Source organism: Streptomyces sp. NPDC043908 (assembly GCF_056435525.1).
This window is the reverse complement of record NZ_JBWKEI010000008.1, coordinates 194,857-216,651: the sequence shown is the minus strand read 5'-3', so window position 1 is coordinate 216,651 and position 21,795 is coordinate 194,857. Positions and strand designations below refer to the sequence as shown.

The 21,795-nt window shown below is 73.8% G+C and carries 19 protein-coding genes and 1 tRNA gene; 7 read left to right on the top strand and 13 right to left on the bottom strand.

Translation table 11 applies throughout. The features are described 5' to 3' along the window. The first annotated feature begins 214 nt into the window (after positions 1-214). The gene (locus AC069K_RS19515) at positions 215-1,453 is read left to right on the top strand and encodes a M6 family metalloprotease domain-containing protein (RefSeq protein WP_365111791.1); all 1,239 of its coding nucleotides are present in this window, start codon (positions 215-217) and stop codon (positions 1,451-1,453) included. A 103-nt stretch (positions 1,454-1,556) separates the two neighbouring features. Here the strand turns inward: AC069K_RS19515 and AC069K_RS19510 are convergent. The 7 genes from AC069K_RS19510 to AC069K_RS19480 form a co-directional block, all read right to left on the bottom strand. Further along, positions 1,557-1,630: transfer RNA gene (locus AC069K_RS19510), tRNA-Lys, on the bottom strand. Then, a complete protein-coding gene (locus AC069K_RS19505; protein WP_478617814.1) occupies positions 1,621-2,223 on the bottom strand; it encodes a bifunctional DNA primase/polymerase in 603 nt (200 codons plus the stop codon). Before AC069K_RS19505 ends, AC069K_RS19510 begins: the two co-directional genes overlap by 10 nt. Positions 2,224-2,449: 226 nt before the next feature. Then, complete coding sequence (locus tag AC069K_RS19500; protein WP_358835959.1) at positions 2,450-2,800, bottom strand: hypothetical protein; 351 nt, start codon at positions 2,798-2,800, stop codon at positions 2,450-2,452. Positions 2,801-2,901: 101 nt separating this feature from the next. Next, complete coding sequence (locus AC069K_RS19495) at positions 2,902-4,245, bottom strand: AAA domain-containing protein (RefSeq protein WP_478617810.1); 1,344 nt, start codon at positions 4,243-4,245, stop codon at positions 2,902-2,904. Then, the gene (locus AC069K_RS19490; protein ID WP_358835958.1) at positions 4,242-5,828 is read right to left on the bottom strand and encodes a hypothetical protein; all 1,587 of its coding nucleotides are present in this window, start codon (positions 5,826-5,828) and stop codon (positions 4,242-4,244) included. Before AC069K_RS19490 ends, AC069K_RS19495 begins: the two co-directional genes overlap by 4 nt. Then, entirely contained in the window at positions 5,819-7,003 is a 1,185-nt protein-coding gene (locus tag AC069K_RS19485; protein ID WP_365111798.1) for a hypothetical protein, read from the bottom strand. Before AC069K_RS19485 ends, AC069K_RS19490 begins: the two co-directional genes overlap by 10 nt. Then, positions 6,924-7,805: a phosphatase PAP2 family protein gene (locus AC069K_RS19480; protein WP_358835956.1), complete on the bottom strand. Its 882-nt coding sequence runs from the start codon at positions 7,803-7,805 to the stop codon at positions 6,924-6,926. The genes AC069K_RS19485 and AC069K_RS19480 overlap by 80 nt, the downstream gene beginning before the upstream one ends. 193 nt (positions 7,806-7,998) lie before the next feature. Here AC069K_RS19480 and AC069K_RS19475 point away from each other — a divergent pair, with 193 nt between their 5' ends. Then, entirely contained in the window at positions 7,999-8,604 is a 606-nt protein-coding gene (locus tag AC069K_RS19475; protein ID WP_478617805.1) for a histidine phosphatase family protein, read from the top strand. Between the two features lie 97 nt (positions 8,605-8,701). Here the strand turns inward: AC069K_RS19475 and AC069K_RS19470 are convergent, their stop codons facing one another. Beyond that, positions 8,702-10,162 (bottom strand): NsdA family TPR-like regulatory protein, encoded by a 1,461-nt coding sequence (locus tag AC069K_RS19470; RefSeq protein WP_365111804.1) that lies wholly within the window; start codon positions 10,160-10,162, stop codon positions 8,702-8,704. A gap of 230 nt (positions 10,163-10,392) precedes the next feature. Here AC069K_RS19470 and AC069K_RS19465 point away from each other — a divergent pair, with 230 nt between their 5' ends. Together AC069K_RS19465 and AC069K_RS19460 are read left to right on the top strand one after the other, a co-directional pair. Next, positions 10,393-10,842, top strand: a complete 450-nt coding sequence (locus AC069K_RS19465; RefSeq protein ID WP_365111807.1) for a hypothetical protein — start codon at positions 10,393-10,395, stop codon at positions 10,840-10,842. Between the two features lie 7 nt (positions 10,843-10,849). After that, positions 10,850-11,764 carry a spermidine synthase gene (locus tag AC069K_RS19460; RefSeq protein WP_365111810.1) on the top strand — a complete coding sequence of 305 codons (915 nt, stop codon included), beginning with the start codon at positions 10,850-10,852 and terminating at the stop codon, positions 11,762-11,764. Positions 11,765-11,795: 31 nt separating this feature from the next. Here AC069K_RS19460 and AC069K_RS19455 read toward each other — a convergent pair whose 3' ends face one another. Beyond that, the gene (locus tag AC069K_RS19455) at positions 11,796-12,374 is read right to left on the bottom strand and encodes a hypothetical protein (RefSeq protein WP_478617801.1); all 579 of its coding nucleotides are present in this window, start codon (positions 12,372-12,374) and stop codon (positions 11,796-11,798) included. 111 nt (positions 12,375-12,485) lie between these two features. Between AC069K_RS19455 and AC069K_RS19450 the strand changes: the two genes are divergently transcribed. From AC069K_RS19450 to AC069K_RS19440, 3 genes are all read left to right on the top strand, one after another. Beyond that, on the top strand, positions 12,486-13,187 hold the full coding sequence (locus tag AC069K_RS19450) for a response regulator transcription factor (protein ID WP_358835950.1): 702 nt from the start codon (positions 12,486-12,488) through the stop codon (positions 13,185-13,187). Next, a complete protein-coding gene (locus AC069K_RS19445; protein ID WP_365111817.1) occupies positions 13,184-14,575 on the top strand; it encodes a HAMP domain-containing sensor histidine kinase in 1,392 nt (463 codons plus the stop codon). The genes AC069K_RS19450 and AC069K_RS19445 overlap by 4 nt, the downstream gene beginning before the upstream one ends. Positions 14,576-15,164: 589 nt before the next feature. Further along, on the top strand, positions 15,165-16,652 hold the full coding sequence (locus AC069K_RS19440) for a glycoside hydrolase family 18 protein (RefSeq protein WP_478617798.1): 1,488 nt from the start codon (positions 15,165-15,167) through the stop codon (positions 16,650-16,652). Between the two features lie 99 nt (positions 16,653-16,751). Here the strand turns inward: AC069K_RS19440 and AC069K_RS19435 are convergent, their stop codons facing one another. The 4 genes from AC069K_RS19435 to AC069K_RS19420 all read right to left on the bottom strand — a co-directional run bounded on the left by AC069K_RS19435 (position 16,752) and on the right by AC069K_RS19420 (position 21,623). After that, complete coding sequence (locus AC069K_RS19435; RefSeq protein WP_478617795.1) at positions 16,752-18,188, bottom strand: glycoside hydrolase family 1 protein; 1,437 nt, start codon at positions 18,186-18,188, stop codon at positions 16,752-16,754. 59 nt (positions 18,189-18,247) lie between these two features. After that, a complete protein-coding gene (locus tag AC069K_RS19430; RefSeq protein WP_478617792.1) occupies positions 18,248-19,177 on the bottom strand; it encodes a carbohydrate ABC transporter permease in 930 nt (309 codons plus the stop codon). Next, positions 19,174-20,187 (bottom strand): carbohydrate ABC transporter permease, encoded by a 1,014-nt coding sequence (locus AC069K_RS19425; RefSeq protein ID WP_358990630.1) that lies wholly within the window; start codon positions 20,185-20,187, stop codon positions 19,174-19,176. Before AC069K_RS19425 ends, AC069K_RS19430 begins: the two co-directional genes overlap by 4 nt. A gap of 62 nt (positions 20,188-20,249) precedes the next feature. Further along, entirely contained in the window at positions 20,250-21,623 is a 1,374-nt protein-coding gene (locus AC069K_RS19420; protein ID WP_478617789.1) for an ABC transporter substrate-binding protein, read from the bottom strand. Positions 21,624-21,795: the final 172 nt, after the last annotated feature.

Below are 21,795 nucleotides of genomic sequence, written 5' to 3'. Positions count from 1 at the left end.
TGATCATGCGCACCCGGGAGCCGAGGCCGATCGTTTCTGCACACGCCTGGCCAGCGGCGATTCGCAAGTGACCGATTGTGACTTTCTGTAAGGCATCGGGGTGTCGGGCAGGTGTCGGGCTCCTCACCCACCTGGGGCAGCGGAACAGGGCGTCATCACACAAACCATCACAAGGTGGGTGAGGTGTCCCGCATTTCCGTACCCGGAGGTCGACGTGGAGCGTCAGCTGACACCCGGGGGAGTGGAGCGTGCCCGGCTGCGCAGTGCCGCCGCCGCGCTCACCTCCCTGACCGCGGTCGCCGCCACCACCCTCGTGGCGGGCCCCGCCGTGGCCGCCAGATCCGCGATGCCCTGCGCGCTGCCCCGCACCGCGGCCCACCACTCGCTCGGAGTGGACACCTGGAACACCGCCTATCCGCGCCCGGTGCGCACCCTCCGGGCGGTGATGGTCTTCCTCTCGTTCCCGGACTCGGTGCCGGTGGCCGCCCCGAAGGACATCGCCACCGACTACTTCCCCGCGACCAGCGACTTCTTCGCCCGCGCCTCGTACGGGAAGTTCCGGCTCCAGGCCGATGCGCGCCCGGAGTGGGTGCGCATGCCGAAGCCGTCCACGTCCTACCGGATACAGCGCGACTGGGACCCCGACCGGCGCACCGAGTATCTGCGCGACGCCGTCGCGGCCGCCGACCCGGGCGTGGACTTCTCGGCGTACGACATCGTCTACCTGGTCGCGGACCCGGACGCGCCGGGCGTCGACTCCGACGCCACCAAGGTCGTCAACTTCGACCAGCCGCTGCGGGTCGACGGCACGGACCTCAAGCGGGTCGTCACGGTCTTCGAGCAGCACCCGCCGGACCGCAACGTACTGGCCCACGAGACCGGCCACGTCTTCGACCTGCCCGACCTCTACCACCGGCCGGTCGACGGCAAGGGCGACTGGGACACGTACGTCGGCGACTGGGACGTGATGGGCAGCCAGTTCGGGATGGCGCCGGATCTGTTCGGCTGGCAGAAGTGGAAGCTGGGGTGGCTGGACCGGCGCCAGGTGGCGTGCGTGGCGGCGCGCGGGTCCTCGCGGCTGACCCTGGCGCCGCTCTCGGAGTCGCCCGCGCGGGTCGGCCACGGGGGCGTCCGGCTCGCGGTCGTCCGGACCTCGCGGGACAGCGCGGTCGCCATCGAGGCCCGCGATTCGGCGGGCAACGACCGTACGACCTGTACGTCGGGGCTGCTGGTCTACCGCGTGCGCGGCGAGACGGCGTCGGGCACCGGGCCGGTCGAGGTCCTCGACACCCACCCCGACACGGGGGCGTGCTGGGAGCGCTCGGTGTACCCGGCGCTGGCGGACGCGCCGCTGAACGTGGGCGAGACGTTCACCGTGCCGGGGGAGGGGATCCGGATCGAGGCCACGGGGCGGACGCGGTCGGGGGGGTGGACGGTGAAGGTCACGCCGTAGGTACGGGTTGGTGCGGACCGGCGGAGGCCGGTGCGGGCACCTTCCCGGGCACCTTCCGGGCACGAAAAGGCCCCCCGCTTGCGCGAGGGGCCTTTTCCGTCTGTGCGCCGCCAGGGACTCGAACCCCGGACCCGCTGATTAAGAGTCAGCTGCTCTAACCAACTGAGCTAGCGGCGCCTGCTGACGTCGTAGACCTTAGCATCCTGATCGGCGGGAGGAAAAATCGATAAGCGCCGGTCGGCGGGGACGCTGTCCCGGGCGGCGCGGACGCATGCCCACAGCAGGACGTCGGGGCCCGGGAGCCAGGGGTGGCGGGTGTCGGGGGCGACCAGCCAGCGGGCGGCGCCGGGGTGCGGGGCGTGCTCGGTGTGGGCGAGGCCGGGCACGGTGACCGCGTCGCCCGTGCCGTGGCAGAGCAGCGGCGGCACCTCGGTCCACTCCTCCCAGTCGAGCAGGGCGGGCAGGCGGTGGGCGGTGCCGGGGGTGGCGAAGAGCAGCATCCTGCCCCGGTGCCGGGCGACCGGCCCGGAGCCGGCGCCCTCGCCCCACAGCCGGTCGAGCATCCGGCGCCCGAAGACGGCGGGCACCCCGACCACGTCGAAGACCGAGCCGCACGGGAGCACGACGGGGGCGTCCGGGCGGTCCTCCCACAGGGCGAGGGTGCTGCGCGGATACGGTCCCGCCGACGCCAGCCAGGCGGCCCCCTCGGGGGTGACCCGACCGCCACGGCCCCGGGGGAGCAGGGCCTCGTCGCGCTGCATGATGCTCATGGGTAGTAGGTCTACGGGCCCCGGCCCCCCGGTCCCGGCGGATTACCGGAAACCGGGACGGGGTGGGGCGGGAGGGAGTATCTTGCGCGGCCGATGGCATATGCCCGTGGGGGTGCCGGGTGTTTGTGTGCGGACAACCCACCGCGACCCGCAGGCAAACCCCAGGCCCCCCGGCCCCGGCGGGCAACCCACCCCCGGCCCGCAGGCATCCCCCGGGCAACCCCCCTTACCCCCGCTCCACCCCCCGCGACAGCAGATCCCGCCCGAACTCCACCATCTTCTTCGCGTAGTCCTCGGTCCACCGCGCCCGCTCGGCGATGTCCGCCGGGGTGAGGCGGTCGAAGCGGCGGGGGTCGGCCAGCTGGGCCGCCGCGATCGCCTGGAACTCCACCGCCCGGTCCGCCGCCGCTCGGAACGCCAGCGCCAGCTCCGTGGAGCGCGACAGCAGCTCCCGGGGGTCCTCGATCGACTCCAGGGCGAAGAAGTGCTCCGGGTCGGCGGCGGCCTCGGCCGGCTCGAACAGCAACGGCGCCGGCCTCAGCCGCTGCCGCTGCTCTTTCCGCTCGGGCTCCGCCATCGGGTCTCCTCCTGCCGCAGTTCAGCGGCCCGGGGTTCGCCCCGGGCCACCCTCCATTGTCCCGCGCCCCGCAAGGGGGCCTCGCACTGCCCGCGCGCCCCCTACGGCCGCCACCGCACCCGGTGCTCGGCCAGGTGCGTCAGGACCGCGTGGTTCGCCTCCCAGCCGTCCGGGAACTTCACCGTGACCCCCAGCTGGACCGGCTCGGTCGAGGGGTGCTCGTCCAGCAGGTCCGTCACGCCCGCCCGGCACACCACCACGCAGGCATGCCGGTGGCGGGAGGCCAGGACGCACAGGCGGCCCGTCTCCAGGTGGAACGCCGTCGCGTCCGGGCGGCCCGACAGCGGGTGCAGGACGACCGTCACGTCGAACTCGCGGCCCTGGAGCCGGTTCGCCGTGTCCACGGCCACCCCGGTCACCCCCAGCTCCGCGAGCGCGGCCCGTACCGCCGCCGCCTGGTCGCGGTGGGCCGTGCCGACGGCGACCCGGGCCGCCGTCAGCGGCACCGGGTCGGGGGAGCGCTCGCTGGTCGCCGCGCCACCCCGGTCGAGCAGCCTGCGGACCACCTGGGCCACCGCCCGTACCGCTTCCGGGTCGGTGCGCGGGGTGTGGCGGGCGGGCAGCTCCAGCAGGGCCCAGCCCGACGCGGCCGCCTCGTCCAGCGCCCGGTCCGGCGCCGAGCCGTCCGAGGGGACGCCGAAGGAGAGCCGCCGGTCGCCGTGGTCCGTACCGCTGCGGAACGGGGTGTACGGGTAGAACGCGTCGGAGACCAGCGGCGCCGCCGACGCCGGCAGCCGCCAGGAGACCGGCAGCCGGTGCTGCGGCAGCTCGGGGTTGTGCGCGAGCAGCGTCGTCACCGCGCTCGCCGACGGGTCGTAGGACAGCCCCGCCCACTGCTCGGAGTCCGCGATCGCGAAGGGGTCCAGCTGGCCCGGGTCGCCCACGAACAGCGCCCGCTCGAAGAGCCCGGCCACGGCGAGCAGCGCGTCCGAGCGCATCTGGTACGCCTCGTCCACGATCGCGTGCGCCCACGGCTCGACGTCCTTGACGTGCGCCCACTTCGCGGCCGTCGACAGCACGATGTCCAGACCCGCCAGATCGGCGGCCTTCGACGACTTGCGTACGTGCCCGAGGTCGTCCAGGGCCTTGTCGTACGGGTCGGCGTCGCTGCTGTGGAGGCGGCCCACCGGCAGCTCCGGCTCCTGCTCGGCGAGGCGCAGGACGAGGTCGTCGACCTGGGCGTTGGTCTGCGCCACCACCATCAGCGGGCGCCCGGCCGCCGCCAGTTCGAGGGCCGCGCGCACCACGAGCGTCGACTTCCCGGCGCCCGGCGGCGAGTCCACGACGACGCCCCGGGCCTCGGCGTGCAGGGTGTCGTGCAGGATCCTCCCGGTCGCCTCGGCCGCCGCCGCGCCCGGGTCGAAGCCGCGCTCGGTACGGATCACAGCAGGTCCTCCGGGGTGAGGGGGTCGGGGTGTTCCGCGTCCGTGCCCGGCGGGCCGCCGTGGGTCCACGGGGTGGCCTCCGGGTCCGGCAGCTTCGGGCCGCCGCGCTGGTCGTGCTCGAAGAGCGTCCAGCACACCCGGTCGCCCTTTTCCGGCACCGAGCCGGGCGCGGGCTCCTTGCTCCGGCCCATCTTGTCGAGCAGGCGCAGCACGAGCGAGCCGTCCCGCTCGTACCCCACGAACTCCGCCGACTGGGGCTTGCCGTCCAGCGAGCGGAACACCTTCGCCCGCTCGGCCAGGTGCGGCTCGTCGCCCGTGCGCACGGTCACCAGGGGGCGCGGGCTCGGCCGCTTCGACTCCGACCAGGCCATCACCACGTCGACGACCTCGCCCGCGAACGCCTCGCCCGCGAGGCGCCTCCCGGCCATCACCAGCGGGTCGTCCAGCGCCTCCTGCGCCTCCAGCTGCGCCTGGGCGCTCTCGCGCGACGCGAGCTTGGCCGCCGCCGTCACCGCGTCGTCGCGGCGGGGCTGCGGCGGCTCGCCGGCCCGTACGCGGTCCCGGTGGGCGGTGAACGACCAGCGGTCGCGGGTCCAGCGGTCCGCCGCGCGCGGCGCCTCGGGCAGCTCCCGCAGCAGGTCGAGGGAGCGCCACACCGCCTCCCAGGTGGGCCGCAGCTGGCCCTCGACCAGTCGGCGGATCTCCTGTTCGGCCCGGGAGAGGCCGGCCAGGCGCGCGTCGGCCGCCTCGCCGTCCTGCGCCGCGGACAGCGCCTGGCGGGCCCGGTCGTAGCGGTCGAACGCGGGGGCGAGCAGCTTGTTGTCGAAGGCCGGGTCGGTGGCGGGGCCGGCCGGCGGGCACAGCAGCTGCCCGTCCCCGTCCCGGGCGAGCTCGGCCCGCAGTGCCGCCTCCGCGCCCGTGGCGCCCTCGGGCGGGTCGATCCAGGCGAGCAGCGCCCCCAGGTGCTGGTCCTCCAGGCTGGACTGGCCCGTCGCCCAGTGCCGGGCGAGCAGGTCGGTGGCGGCGAGCAGCAGCGCGGAGCCGGGGACGCGGGCGCGCTCCCCGTAGTGCGTCAGCCAGCGGCCGAGCAGCGGGACGCGCGGGGGCGCGGGGTGCGGGGTGTCCGGGTCCTGTTCGGCGGTCCGGCGAAAGCGCATGGAGCGGCCGAGCAGCCGTACGAAGTCGACGGCGGCCCTGCCCGGCACCACGATCTGCGGCGCGTCGGCGCACAGCTCGACCTCGACCTTGACCTTCTTGCCGGTCTCCGGGTCGGTCTCGTTGCGCTCGGCGGCCTCCACCTCGTCCGCGTACGCGTCCAGATGCGGCAGTACGGCGTCGGCGAGCTCGGCGAGGAAGGCGAACCGCAGCTCGCGGTCGCGCGGCTGGGGCACGACGAGCAGACGGGGCGCCTCGCGGTCGGTCCCCACCAGTGCTCCGAGCGGCGCCCCGGCCTCTCCGGAGGTGGTCAGCGGGACGAGCACGAGCGGATGGTCCGCCAGGTGCCGGTGGCGCACGGTGGCCAGCGGCGCGGCCCGTCCGGCCTCGACGGCCTCCAGCCGGGCGAGGGTGGTGATCAGCGACATACGGCGCCTCCCGCGGCCGCGCCTTCCAGGGCCTCCGCGCGCAGCGCCGCGGCCCTGCGCAGCGCGGCCACCGCCGGGTCGGCCGCGTCGCCCGCGTGGCCGCGCGCCGCGTCCAGGACCGCGCCGACGCTGGTCAGCCCGCCCAGCTCGGCCCGCAGGCCACGGCCGAGCGCCGTCACCGCGTCCAGGGAGCGGGCCCGGTCGCGGCAGTGGAAGGCCAGCTCGCAGGCGGCCAGGCACTCCGGCGCGTACGTCGCCGGGACGGACTCGACCGTGTCCGTCAGCTCGGTGGCCGGCCGGTCGAGCGCGAAGCTGGCGCCGGGCGGCAGCGCGTCGGCGATCTCCTCGATCCGGGTGAGCCGGGCCAGCTGGCGCCGGGTCACCGACAGCTGCTTGCGCACGTCGACGAGGGAGGCGGTCGGCAGGTTGGAGAAGTCCTTGGGGCAGACGAGCAGCACCGAGTGCGCGACGGCGGGGGCCGGGGAGGCCGCGTCCCGCGCCCCTGCGACGAGCCCCGCCACCCGCTCCAGGGCCAGGACGTACACCGCCGCCTGGCGGGCCGCGGCGCCCACCTTGGACGGGTCGGCCGCCGCGTCGATCATCGGGAAGGACTTGATCTCGACGACCGTCCACCGGCCGTCCGGGGCGATCACCACCGCGTCCGGCTCCAGATAGGCGGGGGAGCCCGCCACCTCCAGGGCCAGCATCGGGTGGTCCAGGAGCGTCCATCCGCCGGACGCCGTCGCCTCGCGCAGCGCGAGGGCCGTGCGCGCGGCCCGGCCCTCGGGACCGGCCGCCGCCAGGTCGGGGACGACCGCGTCCTTGGGCGGCTCGCCGCCGGTGCGCTCGTGGAGCAGCCGCAGCAGTTCCGTACCGCCGTCGGACTTCACGCGGGCCTCGAAGGTGTTGCCGCGCGCGATGGCGAACTGGGACTGGCCGAACGCCGCCGACGGGGAGCCCAGCGCCTCGGCCAGCGCGCCCTTGTCGACGCCCGCCCCGTCGAGCAGGGCGCGGCGGCGGCAGCCCGGGTTGGCGGCGAGGGCCGCCAGCGCCCGGGCGTCCAGCGGGCGTGGCACGGCGGTGGGACCGCGCAGCTCAGCGAGCCGCTGACGAATGGCTGTCGCCCGCTCCCGCGGTGGAGTCGTCGGACGTGCGCTGCCCTGGGATTCGCTCACCCGCGGAAGTCTTGCATCCGGCACTGACAATCGGGGCCGGTGTGCCGAACGAGCCGGGTGCGACACGGGCGCGCACCGCGTTCGCGAGCCGCATCGCGGGCCGCGAGAGCAGCAGTCCGAGCCCCATCACGACCACCCCGGCGACCGCGTCGAGCAGATAGTGGTTGGCGGTTCCCATCACCACGAACGTGATGGTCAGCGGGTACGCGACACCCAGCACCCGGGTCCAGCGGCGGCCGCCGAAGCGCCACAGCATCACCCCGCACCACAGCGCCCAGCCCACGTGGAGGCTCGGCATCGCCGCGTACTGGTTGGTCATGCCGCCCATGCCGCGCGGCGCACTGGCCTCGCCGCCCCACCAGCCGTACGAGCTGTACTGCGCCATCGTGTCGACGAACCCGTACGAGGGGTCGAGCAGGCGCGGCGGACAGGTCGGCAGCAGCGAGAAGCCGATCAGGCCCATGAGGGTGGAGAGCATCAGCCAGGTGCGGGCGGCGCGGTACCGCAGCGGCCGGCGCCGGAAGAGCCACACCAGGATCGCGGGCGTCACCAGGTAGTGCAGCGACGCGTAGGCGAAGTCGGCGGGTATGCCGAGGGAGGGGGTGCGGGTGAAGAGCCGGTTGAGCGGGTGCTCGGCGTTCAGGTGCAGGTACTTCTCGATGCGCAGGATCGCCAGGCCGTGGTCGACGGCCTGCGACTCGCTACCGCTCACCAGCAGGCGGCCCGCCGAGTAGGCGGCGTAGACGATGGCGATGAGCGGCAGCTCGGTCCACCAGCGGGGCCGAGGCGCGGGGTGCTGCATCTCCGGACCCTCTCCATCTCTTCTTCAGGACCTCTTCGGGCCCCGTTCAGGTGTTCAACCGTACGGTGGTCGTGGGTGCGCTTGTGCACCCACCCCCGAAGGACGCGGGGGAGGGCCGCAAGGGTGCGCGATGATGGAGGTGAACCTCCGCCGAACCCTCGGCATTCTCCACGCGCCACGGGAGTGACCTGACATGCCAGCCGCCGAACCGCGCCTCCTGCTCGCCCGGCACGGGCAGACCGAGTGGTCGCTCGCCGGCAGGCACACCGGCCGTACCGACATCCCGCTCCTTGAGGAGGGCCGCCGGGGCGCGAAGCTGCTCGGCGAGCGCCTGCACCGCGCGCCCTGGGACGGTCTGGCGGACGTCGAGGTCCGGACGAGCCCGCTGGCGCGGGCGCGCGAGACGTGCGATCTGGCCGGTTTCGGGGAGCGCGCGCGGGACTGGGACGCGCTGATGGAGTTCGACTACGGGGCGTACGAGGGGCTCACCCCGCCCCAGATCAAGGCGGGCCGGCCGGACTGGTTCATCTGGCGCGACGGGGTCGAGGGCGGCGAGACGCTGGCCCAGGTGTCGGCGCGGGCGGACGAGGTCGTGGAGTGGGCGCGGTCGGCCGGGCGGGACGTGCTGGTCTTCGCGCACGGGCACATCCTGCGGTCGATCGCGGCGCGCTGGCTGGGCGAGCCGATCGGTTTCGCGGCGCGCATCAAGCTGGAGCCGACCTCGCTGTCGGTGCTGGGGTGGGCGTACGGGCAGCCTGCGGTGGAGCGGTGGAACGACACGGGCCACCTGGAGGTCTGACCAGCCCACCCCGGCCCGCAGCCAAGCACCGACCCCTTAAGGGGCGCGGGGAACTGCGCGAGCAACCCACCACTCACCCGCAGACAAAACCAGCGCCCTACCCCGAAGCCCTCCGCTCCAAGAACCCCCCCACTTCCGGGCACCCCGCATGGGGCGCCAGGATGCGGGCCGTGTCGGCCAGCATGGCCTGGATCCGGGTGGACTGGACCTCGGTGAGGAGGTCGAGGACCTGGTGCCCCGCCGCCGCCGACTCCGTCGGCAAGCCCGCGCGGGCCAGGTCGTCGGCGAGTTCCGCGCGGTACAGGGCCAGGTTGCGGGCGAAGTGCGGGTCCTGGAGGCAGGCCGCGCGGCGGGCGTGGCGGGCCGCGCGGGACCAGTCGCCCAGCGCCGACCAGCACTGCGCCTCCAGCATCTCCAGCTCCGCCTCCACGAAGAACGTCATCCACTCCGGATCCCGCTCGGACGGGCCGCGCGCGAACAGCGCGTGCGCCCGGGCGAGCGACTGCTCGCACGCCCCCCGGTCCCCGAGCCCGGCCCAGCCGCCCGCCTCCCGCAGCGCGAGCAGCGCGAGCAGCCGGGAGGAGCCGAGCCGACGGGCCGCGCGACCGCCCGCCTGCGCGGCCCGCAGCGCCTCGCGCGGCCGTCCCGCGTCCCTGGCCAGGAACGACATATTGCAGAAGGCGTGCGCCTCCAGGGCCGGGTCGCCCGCGAGGCGGGCGGTCGCCAGCGCCTCCGCGTAGTGCGAGCGGGCCTCCTCGTAGTGGCCCGAGTCATGGGCGAGCCACCCCACCGAGATGGCCAGCTCGCCCGCGCCGGCGTGCAGCCGCTCGGCCGTGGAGCGGCGCGCGGTGCCCGCGTCGAGCAGCGCGTACGCCGTGCGCAGCGGCTGGGCGGCCCTGCGGTAGAGCCCGTTCGCGCCGTGCCGGTCGTCGAGCAGCCGGATCCGCCGTACCGCCTCCTCGACCGCGCCGACCTCCGCCTCGCCGACCCGCCGTACCGGCTGGAACGACGATGCCGACGGGTCGGTGGGGTCGTGGGGCGCGGCGGCCGCGCACTCGGGCAGCAGCCCCAGGGAGACGGCCGCCAGGGTGGCGGAGCCGCCGGTCATGAACGCGCGACGCAGCACGTCGCTCTCCTCGTCATTACGGTCTTCCTCGTGGTCGATGGTGCCGCAGCGGGGTGCGGGGTGTTCCTGGGGCGTGGAGTGCGGCGGGGTCGCACCACACCCCGCACGGGCCCCCCGGCCCCGTACCGCCTCACGCGACGAGAACCCCATGTCGGCCAGCGTCAAACCCGGGAACATGTGGCGGAACACGCGTTCGTAGGCGTAGTTGGGGCAGCGGATCTCGCCGGCCTCCACCCGTCCGACGTACCGCGCGTCACAGGCGACCTGCTCGCCGATCTCGCGGGCCGCCCTGCGGACCGCCGCCGCGAACTCGCCGGGCGAGCGCTGGCCCCGCAGTTCGCGGAAGGCGGTGTTGGGTGCCTTGGCGGGATTCCGTTCGGGAGGTCGTGCGGCGGAGTTCGCTCCGGCGCGGGGATCCGTGGACGTCGCCATGGCTCAACAGCTCTCTCCGGCGTGGTGGTGCGGAGCAAGAACGTACCGGCAACATCGGCTTCCAGAAACGAAGTTTGGCTACAAAAGGGATATCTCACCTGCGATCTGCTATGAACTGCCATCCTTTGCGGCGGCATACCGCCGTAGCCGTTGACAGGGACCGGCGTTGAACCATGCGGATACCGCCAACCCGCAGAAACCACGTGGGGGTTGCCTTGTTGGAGGCCGGCATGGACATCGAAGGCACCGGGACGACCACGACGACCGTGCGGCACCGGCCCACCCGGGACGCCGGTGGACCGCCGGGCGGCGGGGAGCCCTGCGACCTGGTCACCGTGCCCGCGCGGCAGGGCCTGGAGGCGGTGGACATCCTGCGCCGCGCCGTCGCCCCGGCCGCCGTCGGCCCCGTGCTCCACGACGGCGCCTGCGACACCCTCGGGTTCCTGGTGCCGCCCGGCACCGCCGCCGCCTGGGACGTGCCGGGCAGCGCCTGCACCGAGACGAACGGACGGGGACTGCGCCTGCCGGGACCGCCCGGGCCGCCGGCCCCCGGCAGCGGCTGGCTGCTGCCGCCGGACGCGGTGGCGGTCACCGACCCGGCCGTGCTGCGCCTGGCGCTGGGCGAGGCCGCCCGGCTCATCGAGGCCGCGGACGGCATCACCGAGGCCGGCGGCCGATAATGGTCGGATGGCGGCACGAAGCGGTACGAAGAACACGGCGAAGGGCGGGGCGAAGGCCGCGCCGGGCGGGCGGCGCGGCCGCCCGTCCGCCCCGCAGGCCGTCGTGGAGCCGGTCGACGGCGGCCTCGCCGAGCTGATACCCGACCGGGACGGCCCGCACGGCTGGACCCTGCTGCTCGACGGCGCCCCCCAGTCCCACGTCGACCTGGACGCGCCGGAGCGGCTCACCTTCGAGTACCAGCGCCGCCTCGGTCACGTCATCGACCTGGCCGGTGAGCCGGGCCGCCCCCTCCAGGTGCTGCACCTGGGCGGCGGCGCCCTCACCCTCGCCCGCTACACGGCCGCCACCCGTCCCCGCTCCACCCAGCAGGTCGTCGAGATCGACGCGGCGCTCGTGGCGCTGGTCCGCCGGGAGCTGCCGCTCGATCCGCAGGCCCGGATACGGGTGCGCTCCCTGGACGCGCGCGAGGGGCTCGCCAAGCTCCCGGACGGCTGGGCCGACCTGGTCGTCGCCGACGTCTTCAGCGGCGCCCGCACCCCCGCCCATCTGACCAGCACCGAGTTCCTCGGCGAGGTGCGCCGGGTGCTGCGGCCCGGCGGGATCTACGCGGCCAACCTCGCCGACGGCCCCCCGCTGGCGCATCTGCGCGGCCAGATAGCCACCGCCGCCGGGCTCTTCCCCGAACTGGCGCTCGCCGCCGACCCGACCGTGCTGCGCGGCAAGCGGTTCGGCAACGCGGTCCTGCTCGCCTCGGACGTGCCGCTGCCGGTGGCCGAGTTCACCCGCCGCATCGCGGGGGACCCGCACCCCGGACGTGTCGAACACGGGCGCGCGCTCGCCGACTTCACCGGCGGGGCGGCCCCGGTGACGGACGCGACCGCCAAGCCGTCCCCCGTACCGCCGCCCGCGGTGTTCCGCTAGGTAGGCGGAGGCCGGTCCGGCGCCCGCGGGCTCAGCCCCGGTCGTCCAGCTCCACGGTCGGCGCGTGGTTGTACCAGGTGCAGAAGACCGACACCTCGCGCGTGCCCTTGCTGAACGTCACCCGGATCCACGTCGGCTGCTTCCACACCTGCATCCGCCAGCCCGCGTCCGGCGTCGCCGTCACCAGCTCCGCCGCGGTGGCGCCGATGTCGAAGACGACCCGGCCGCCGTCGACGTTGTAGCCCTTGACGTTTCCGCTGGAACCGGAGGAACCGTAAGAGCCGGAAGAGCCCGGGGAAGGGTGGTCGGAGGGCGACTTGGGCGGCGCGGCGGGGGCGGAGCGGCCCGGCTTCTGGTCCGCGGGCGGCGAGGGCGCGCCGGAAGGGCCGTCGGACGGGGACGGCGAGCCCTTCGGCCGCCGCGTCGAGGAGGCGAGGGGCCACACCCCCTGCGCGGTGTGCCCGTCGCCGGTGAGCGGGACCGCGCGCGGCGGGTCGTACGCCGTTCCGGCCATCACCGTGTGCACGCCCCACCAGGAGAGCGTGACGGCCGCCCCGGTGGCCAGCGACCAGGCGCAGACGTGAACGATTCCTCGGTGCATCGGGGTCATATCGGGGGCCATACTGCCCCACGCGCCCCACGCGTGTCCCCTCCCACCGGGCCCCGCCCCGCCTCGTCCCGGCCGGGACCGGTGTACCCCGGATGGCGTACGGTGCCGCCCATGGCAAGTGTGCTCGTGGTCGAGGACGACCAGTTCGTTCGCTCCGCCCTCATCCGCCACCTCACCGAGGCCTCCCACACCGTACGGAGCGTCGGAACAGCGCTGGAGGCGCTGCGCGAGGTGGCCCATTTCTCCTTCGACGTGGTCGTCCTGGACCTCGGACTGCCCGATCTCGACGGGGCCGAGGCGCTGAAGATGCTCCGCGGCATCACCGACGTACCGGTGATCATCGCGACCGCGCGGGACGACGAGGCGGAGATCGTCCGGCTGCTCAACGACGGCGCCGACGACTACCTGGTCAAACCGTTCTCCGTGGAGCACCTGTCCGCCCGGATGGCGGCCGTGCTGCGCCGGGCGCGAGCCGCCGGGGCCGAGCCGCCGCCCACGCTGATCCGGGTCGGCGGCCTCTCCATCGACCCGCTGCGCCGCCAGGCCGAACTCGACGGGCTGCGGCTCGATCTGACGCGCCGCGAGTTCGACCTGCTGGCGTTCCTCGCCGGGCGGCCCGGCGTGGTCGTGCCGCGCAGGGAGCTGCTGGCCGAGGTATGGCAGCAGTCCTACGGCGACGACCAGACCATCGACGTCCATCTGTCCTGGCTGCGCCGCAAGCTCGGCGAGACGGCCGCGCAGCCCCGCTATCTGCACACCCTGCGCGGAGTGGGTGTGAAGCTGGAGCCACCGCGGGCGGAGCCCGGCCGATGAGATGGGCCCTGGTGAAGGTCGCGGTCGCCGTCACCCTCATGGTGGTGCTCGCCTTCGCCGTACCGCTGGGCCTGGTCATCAAGGAGATGGCGCGCGACCGCGCCTTCTCCAACGCCGAACGCCAGGCCGCCGCGATCGGCCCCACCCTGTCGATCACCACCGACCGCGACGCGCTGGAACGGGCCGTCGCCTCCACCCAGGCGGGCGCGGCGGGCCGGATGGCCGTGCACATCCCCGCGGCGCCGGGCGGCGCGCCCTCCGAGATCGGCCGGCGGCGGGCGGCCCGCAAGGACCTCGACGCGACCCGCAAGGTGGTCCGCGCCTACATCTCCGACGTCCCCGGCGGCTCCACGCTCCTCCAGCCGACCGCGCTGAGCTCCGGCGAGATCGCGATCGTCGAGGTGTACGTGCCCGAGGCCGAGGTCACCAACGGCGTCGCCACGGCGTGGCTGGTCCTCGCGGGCGTGGGCGTCGCCCTCGTCATCGGCTCGGTCGCGGTGGCGGACCGGCTGGGCGTACGGATGGTCCGTCCGGCCCAGCGGCTCGCCGGGGCGGCGCACGACCTGGGCGAGGGGAGGCTGGGGGCGCGGGTGCCGGAGGAGGGGCCGGCGGAACTGCGCTCGGCGGCCGTCGCCTTCAACTCCATGGCCGACCAGGTGGTCCAGCTCCTCGCCAACGAGCGGGAGCTGGCGGCCGACCTCTCCCACCGCCTGCGCACCCCGCTGACCGTGCTGCGCCTCAACGCCGCGTCCCTGGGCGACGGGCCGGCCGCCGAGCAGACGCGGGCGGCGGTCGAGCAGCTGGAGCGCGAGGTCGACACGATCATCCGTACGGCCCGGGAGGCCAAGCCGCAGACCCAGCCGGCCGGGGCGGGCGCCGGGTGCGACGCCTCCGAGGTCATCCGGGACCGGATGGCGTTCTGGTCGGCACTGGCGGAGGACGAGGGCCGGGAGGTACGCCTCGCGGGCGTCGACCGTCCCGTCCGCATCCCGGTCGCCCGGCCCGAACTGGCCGCCGCGCTCGACGCGATGCTGGGGAACGTCTTTCGCCACACGCCCGAGGGCACGGCGTTCGCGGTGGACGTCCACAACGGCGAGGACGCGGTGATCGTCCTGATCTCGGACGCGGGCCCCGGCATCGCCGACCCCCGGGCGGCCCTGGCCCGGGGTTCGAGCGGCGGCGGCTCGACGGGCCTCGGCCTGGACATCGTGCGCCGCATGGCGGAGGCGACGGGGGGCGATGTGCGGCTGGGGCGGTCGGTGCTGGGCGGGACGGAGGTGCGGGTGTGGATCGGCCTGGGCGCGACCGGAGCGCGAACGTCACGCATCCGCCGCCGAGGCAGACGCCGCCGCCCGGAGCCCCGACGCGCCGTCCCGCCCGTCGGGTAGGGGCGGGGGCGTCGGCCGGGGCGTGCGGGGTGCGGCGCGGTAGGCCGGTCGTCGTTCCCGGCCGCGGACCGTGCCGGGTTGCTCGCGCAGTTCCCCGCCCCTGGCCGCCCGGGGGCGCGGGGAACTGCGCGCTCAGCCACAGCCGACCCGCAGACGACCAACGGGGTTGGGGGCGCAGCCCCCCCAGCGGGTGGACGACCCGAGGGAACCGGCAGCCCGGCCCCCGTCCCCCCTAGGGGCGCGGGGAACTGCGCGACCAGCCACATCCAGCCCGCAGACGACCAACGGGGTTGGGGGGCGCAGTCCCCGCAGCGGTACGCCGGGTGCCCGAGGGGAACGGCAGCCCGGCCCCCGTCCCCCAAGGGGCGCGGGGAACTGCGCGAGCAACCCCCACCGGCCCGCAGCAGAAGCGCCCCCCGGAATTAACCCCGCCACATCGCCCCCTTAAGCGAACCCTAAGATCCCCAACCCCAGCCCCCCGCACCCCATTTGCCCGATTCCCACCGGCTAGCGTGCTGCCCGCACCACATCACCCCACCCACTCCCACCACCCCCACCCCCACCCCCACCCCCAAGGGCAGGCGCACTCATGACCCACCCCCGTACCCACCGCCGCCGCGCCACCGGCAAGGCCAAGGCGATCGGCGCCATAGCCACCGCCGCCGCCATCGCGGGCGCCGCCGTCGTCCTCCCCGGCACCGCGCACGCCGCCTCCGTCGCCGCCGCGTACACCAAGACCAGTAGCTGGGGCGGCGGTTACACCGGCCAGTACGTCATCACCAACGACAGCGGCAAGGCCCTCCCCGACTGGACCCTGGAGTTCGACCTCCCCGCCGGGACCACGCTCTCCTCCCTCTGGAACGGTGAGCGGACCGTCAAGGGACAGCACGTCACCGTGAAGCCCCCCACCTGGGACAGGAACGGCCTCGCCGCGGGCGCGTCCGTCACCGTCGGGTTCGTCACCAACTCCACCGGCACGGCGGGCGACCCCACCGGCTGTCTGATCAACGACGAGAAGTGCTCGGTCGACACCGGCGCCACCCCCGCCCCCACCGGCCGCCCGACGACGAAGCCGACCCCGACCACGCGGCCCACCACCAACCCCACCCCCACCACCGCTCCCACGAAACCCACCCCCACCAAACCCACCACGCCCACCACCCCCCAACCCCCCACCACCGGCACGACCTCCCGTTTCGCGCCGTACATCGACACGTCGCTCTACCCCGCGTACGACCTCCTCGACACCGCCGCCAAGACCGGCGTGAAGGAGTTCCACCTCGCCTTCATCACCTCCGGCGGCGGCTGCACCCCGCTCTGGGGCGGTGTCAGCGGGCTGGACAGCGACGCCGTCGCCGCGCAGATCGGCGCCCTGCGCGCCAAGGGCGGCGACGTCCGCGTCTCGTTCGGCGGCGCGTCCGGCTCCGAACTCGGCCTGGTCTGCAAGAGCGCCGGCGAGCTCGCCACCGCGTACGGCAAGGTCATCGACGCGTACAAGCTCACCAAGGTCGACTTCGACATCGAGGGCGCGGCCCTGCCGGACACCGCCGCCAACGCCCGCCGCGCGCAGGCCATCGCGCAGCTCCAGAAGTCCCACCCCGGCCTCGACGTGTCGTTCACGCTGCCGGTGATGCCCGAGGGTCTCACCCAGCCCGGCGTCGACCTCGTCGCCGACGCCAGGAAGAACGGTGTCGCCGTCTCGGCCGTCAACATCATGACGATGGACTACGGTCCGGCGTACAGCGGTGACATGGGCACGTACGCCATCCAGGCCGCCACCGCCACGCAGGCCCAGATCAAGGGCGTCCTCGGGCTCTCCGACGCCGCCGCCTGGAAGGCCGTCGCCGTCACCCCGATGATCGGCGTCAACGACGTCAACACCGAGACGTTCACGGTCGACGACGCCACCCAGCTGGTGGACTTCGCCAAGTCCAAGGGCCTGGGCCGGCTCGCGATGTGGTCCGGCGCCCGGGACAAGCAGTGCGCGGGCGGCGCCAAGAACTCCGCCGACCCGACCTGCTCCTCCATCGTCCAGGCCCCCCTCGCCTTCACGAAGGCCTTCGCCGCCTACAAGTAACAAGGCCCCCACCCCCACCCCCACCATCCCCTCCCCGCACGCGCCCCGCCGGTTCACCCCCCCCCACCCGGCCGGGGCGCGTGGCCGCCCCCTCGACCCTCACCCCAGCGGCAGCTCCTCCGGCAGCTCCCCCGTCCGCGCCACCTCCGCGTACCACCGCGCGCTCGACTTCGGCGTACGGGTCTGCGTCTCGTAGTCGACGTACACCGCGCCGAACCGCTTGCCGTAGCCGTACGCCCACTCGAAGTTGTCGAGCAGGGACCACAGGAAGTACCCGCGCACGTCCGCCCCGTCCCGCATCGCCCGGCGCACCGCCGCGAGGTGGCCGTGCAGGTAGCGGATGCGGTCGGGGTCGTGGACCGAGCCGTCGGGGGACGGCTTGTCGTCGTACGCGGCGCCGTTCTCCGTGATCATCAGCGGTACGCCGGGCGCCTCGCGGGTGTAGCGCATCAGCAGGTCGTACAGCCCCGTCGGGTCGATCGACCAGTCCATCGCGGTCAGTTCGCCCGGCGGCTGGTGGAAGACGACGGAATCGGCTCCGGGCCAGGGCGAGTGGGCGCTCGCGCCGTGCCCGTCGGGACGGGGTACTTGCAGGTCAGGGCCGTCACCGGGGGGATTGTCAGTGGCGGCGGATACAACTGAGGGTGCGTAGTAGTTGATGCCCAGCAGATCGAGGGGGTGCTTGATGGTGCTCAGATCTCCGTCGTGGACGAACGACCAGTCCGTGAGCCGCGCGGTGTCCCGCAGCAGGTCCTCGTCGTACGCGCCCTTGAACATCGGGCCCGTGAACACCCGGTTGGCGAGCGCGTCGATGCGCCGCCGCGCGTCCAGGTCCGCGGGGGACTGGGTGCGGGCCCTGACCGCGCTCGGGTTGAGGCTGATCGCCAGCTTCGCGGCCTTCGGCAGCGTGGCGCGCAGCCTCTCGGCGGCCAGCCCGTGGCCCAGGCTCAGATGGTGCGCGGCCCGCAGCGCGGCCACCGGATCGGTGCGGCCGGGCGCGTGGACGCCGGAGCCGTATCCCAGGAAGGCGCTGCACCAGGGCTCGTTGAGGGTGGTCCACATATCCACCCGGTCGCCGAGCGCCTCGGCGACGATGCCCGCGTAATCCGCGAACCGGTGGGCGGTGTCCCGCTCGGGCCAGCCGCCCGCGGACTCCAGCTCCTGCGGCAGGTCCCAGTGGTAGAGGGTGAGGGAGGGCCGGATGCCCTGCTCCAGGAGCCCGTCCACCAGCTTGCGGTAGAAGTCGAGTCCGCGCTGCACCGCGGGTCCGCGCCCGGTCGGCTGCACCCGCGACCAGGACACGGAGAAGCGGTAGGCGCCGAGGTTCAGGTCCGCCATCAGCCGGACGTCGTCCCGCCAGCGGTGGTAGTGGTCGACGGCGACGTCCCCGCTGTCCCCGCCGAACACCTTCCCCGGCGTACGGCAGAAGGTGTCCCAGATGGACGGCGTACGACCGCCCTCGGCGACCGCCCCCTCGATCTGGTACGCGGAGGTGGCGGTGCCCCAGAGGAAGTCGGGCGGAAAGCGGTCGGTCATGGAGGCGCTCCCATCGAGGGGGTGGGGAAGGAGGGGGCTGTCGGGCGCGTGGTCGGTGCTCACCCCTTGACCGCTCCCTGCATGATGCCGCCGACGATCTGCCGCCCGAAGAGGACGAACGCCAGCAACAGGGGGAGGGTGCCGAGGAGGGCGCCGGCCATGATGACCGACTGGTCGGGGATGTAGCCGCGGCCGAGTCCGGTGAGCGCCACCTGGACCGTGGGGCTGCCGTTCTGGGTCAGCGCGATGATCGGCCAGAAGAAGTCGTTCCAGGCCATCACGAAGGTGAGCATCCCCAGGACCGCCATCGCGGGCCGGGCGGCGGGGAAGACCACGTGCCAGATCACGCGCCAGCTGCTGGCGCCGTCGACCCGGGCGGCCTCGATCAGCTCGGTGGGCAGCGCCTCGATGAGGAACTGCCGCATGAAGAACACCCCGAAGGCGCTCACCAGGGTCGGCAGGATGACCGCCTGGAGCTGATCGGTCCACGACAGCTTCGCCACCATCATGTAGAGGGGGACGACGCTGAGCTGCGGCGGGATCATCATCGTGCCGATGACGAGCAGGAGCAGCACGTTCTTGAAGCGGAACCGCAGCTTGGCGAAGGCGAATCCGGCGAGCGTGGAGAAGAAGACCGTGCCGAGCGCGATCGAGCCCGCCACGATCGTGGTGTTGAGCAGGGCCGTGCCCATGTTGGCGTCGGTCCAGGCGATCTTCAGGTTCTTGAAGAGGTTCCCGCCGAACCAGAACGGCGGCGGGGTCTGGGCGAGGCGCTCGTTGGTGCGCGAGGCGGCGATCGCCGTCCACACCAGCGGGAAGAGGGAGCCGGCGGTGAAGAGGATCAGGATCGTGTACGTCAGGCGCCCGCCGTGGAGCTGGCGCCCGGCGCGGTGGACGGACCGGGGAGAGGCGCGGGAGGAGGAGCCGGGGGAGGAGGGGCCGGCGGGGCCGTCGGCGGGGACGGCCGGGGCCGTCGTCTTGGCGTTCATGACGTCTCCTTGCGCAGGGCGCGCGAGACCAGCCAGTTCACCGCGCCGATCAGCAGCAGGATCAGGAACATCGTCCAGGCGATCGCCGAGGCGCGGCCGAGATGGAGGTTCACCCAGCCCTGCTCGTACAGATACAGCCCGAGCGTCTGGAACTGGTGGTCGGAGCCTCCGGTGGCCCCGGCGCCGCCGTTGAACAGCAGCGGCTCGCCGAACAGCTGGGTCGCGCCGATCGTGGACACGACGCAGGTGAAGAGGATCGTCGGCCGCAGCGCGGGCACGGTGACGTGCCGGAACTGCTGCCAGCGCGAGGCCCCGTCGAGCGCGGCGGACTCGTACAGATCGGGCGCGATGGCCTGCATCGCGGCCAGATAGATCAGCGCGTTGTAGCCGGTCCAGCGCCACACCACGATGGTGGAGACGGCGAACTGGGAGGTCCAGGTGCCGTTCTGCCAGTCCACCGGGCCCACGCCGAGCTGGCCGAGCGCCCAGTTGATCATGCCGTAGTCGCGTCCGAAGAGGAGTACGAAGACAAGGGTCGCGGCGGCCACGCTGGTGGCGTACGGGGTCAGGACGGCGACCCGGAAGAACATCGAGCCGCGCAGCTTGTAGTTGAGCAGATGGGCGATACCGAGGGCGATCAGGAGCTGGGGGACAGTGGAGATGAGACCGATGGTGAAGGTGTTGCGCAGCGCGTTCCAGAAGAACTCGTCCGACAGCAGCCGGGAGAAGTTGCGCAGACCGACCCAGTGCATCTCGTTCGGCGCGGTCAGCTCGACCTGGTGCAGCGAGGCCCAGCCCGTGTAGAGCAGCGGGAAGAGGCCGAAGGCGGCGAAGAAGAGGAAGAAGGGCGCCACGAAGGCGTACGGGCTCCAGCGCACGTCGCGCCGGTAGCGCCGGCTGCGCCGCTCGCGCCGCCGCGCCTCGCGGGGGTCGGGGCCCGGGGCGGCGGACGCCGCGGGGCCCGGGGCGACCGCGGCCGGGACGGCCCCGTCCGGGGTGGCGGCGGTCAGGCCCGCGACACCCCCGCCGCCCCGGTCCCCGGAGGCCTCCGCCCCGGTGCCGTTGGCCGTCCTCACTGGTCCAGGGCGTTGTCGATGGCCTTCACCGCGGCTTCCCAGCCGGCCTGCGGGGACCGGCCCTTCTGGTCGACCTGGAGCATGCCGACGTCGGCCAGGTTCTGCGCGATGATCAGGTCCTTCGGCCCGAGCGCCTGCACGGGCGTGCCCTCGGCGGCCTTGGCGAAGATCTGCCCGATCGGCGCGCCGCCGAAGTAGTCGTGCTGGGCGCCTGCGACGGCGGGCAGGGCGTACGCGGCCTTGGCGCTCGGGAAGCTGCCGCGCTTCTCGAAGAAGGTCGCCTGCTGGGCCGGCGCGGTGAGCCAGGCGGCCAGCTCGGCGGCCTGCTCGCGGTGCTTGCCCGCCGACGGGACGACGAGGAACGAACCGCCCCAGTTCGACGGCTTGGGCGCCGCCGCCACGTCCCACTTGCCCTTGCCCGCGGCGCCCGCCTTGTCCTGGATGTACCCCAGCATCCAGGCCGGGCAGGAGACGGTGGCGAAGCTTCCGTTGGCGAAGCCCTGGTCCCAGCTGGGCTGGAACTGCTGGAGCTTGGCGGTCAGGCCACGGGTGGCGAACGAAGCCGCCGTGTCCCACGCCTCCTTCACCGCCGGGCTGGTCTTGTAGACGACCTTCCCGTCCGCGTCGTAGTAGCGGGTGTCGCTGGAGCCGGTGATGGCGTTCAGGACGCCGGAGGCGGAGTCGACGAAGGCCTTCCCCTTGGGCGCCTTCGCCTTGTAGCGCTCACCGGCCGCGAGGTACTTCTGCCAGTCGCCCGCCCACAGCTTCCCCACGGCCTCCCGGTCGGTGGGCAGCCCGGCCGCGGCGAACAGGTCCTTGCGGTAGCAGATGCCCTGCGGCCCGATGTCGGTGCCGAGGCCGACGGTCTTGCCGTCCTTGGTGGTGGCCTGCCCCCACTTCCACGGCAGGAAGGCGGCCTTGTCCACGCCCTTCACCTTGCCGAGGTCCTCCAGGTGGGCCGCCTGCGTGGCGGTGACCTCGGCGATGTTGTTGACCTCGACGGCCTGGATGTCGGCGAGCCCGCTGCCGGAGCCGAGGTGGGTGAGGAGCTGCGGGTAGTAGTTCTCGTTGCGCTCGATCGAGGTCTGCTTGATCTCGATGTCCGGGTGGAGCTTCATGTACGCGTCGTAGAGGCCGGCCTCCTTGAGGCCGAAGGCCCCGAAGACACCGACGGTGAGCGTGGTCTTCGCCCCGCCGCCCCCGCCGCCTCCGGAGGAGGACGAGCCGGAACCGGTCGAGTCCTTGCCGTCGCCGTCGTCGGCGCAGCCCGCGAGCAGTCCGGCGCCGAGTACGGAGACGACGGCGAGCGCCGCGAGCCGCCGGGGCGCGCGGGTGCCGAGGGGTGTTCTTGTACGGGATCTCGAACGCATGGTGATCCTCCAACGTGCTTTCCGTGCAGAACGATTGACGGTCGGTCATGCAGGGGTGGAAGGTGCGGAAGGTGTACGGACAGATAGGGGTGGGAGCGCTCCCAGTCGTGATGTGTTGAAGGGTGGCGACTGTCCGGGAGGGTGTCAAGGGAGCTGGCAAAGGCAGTCCGCC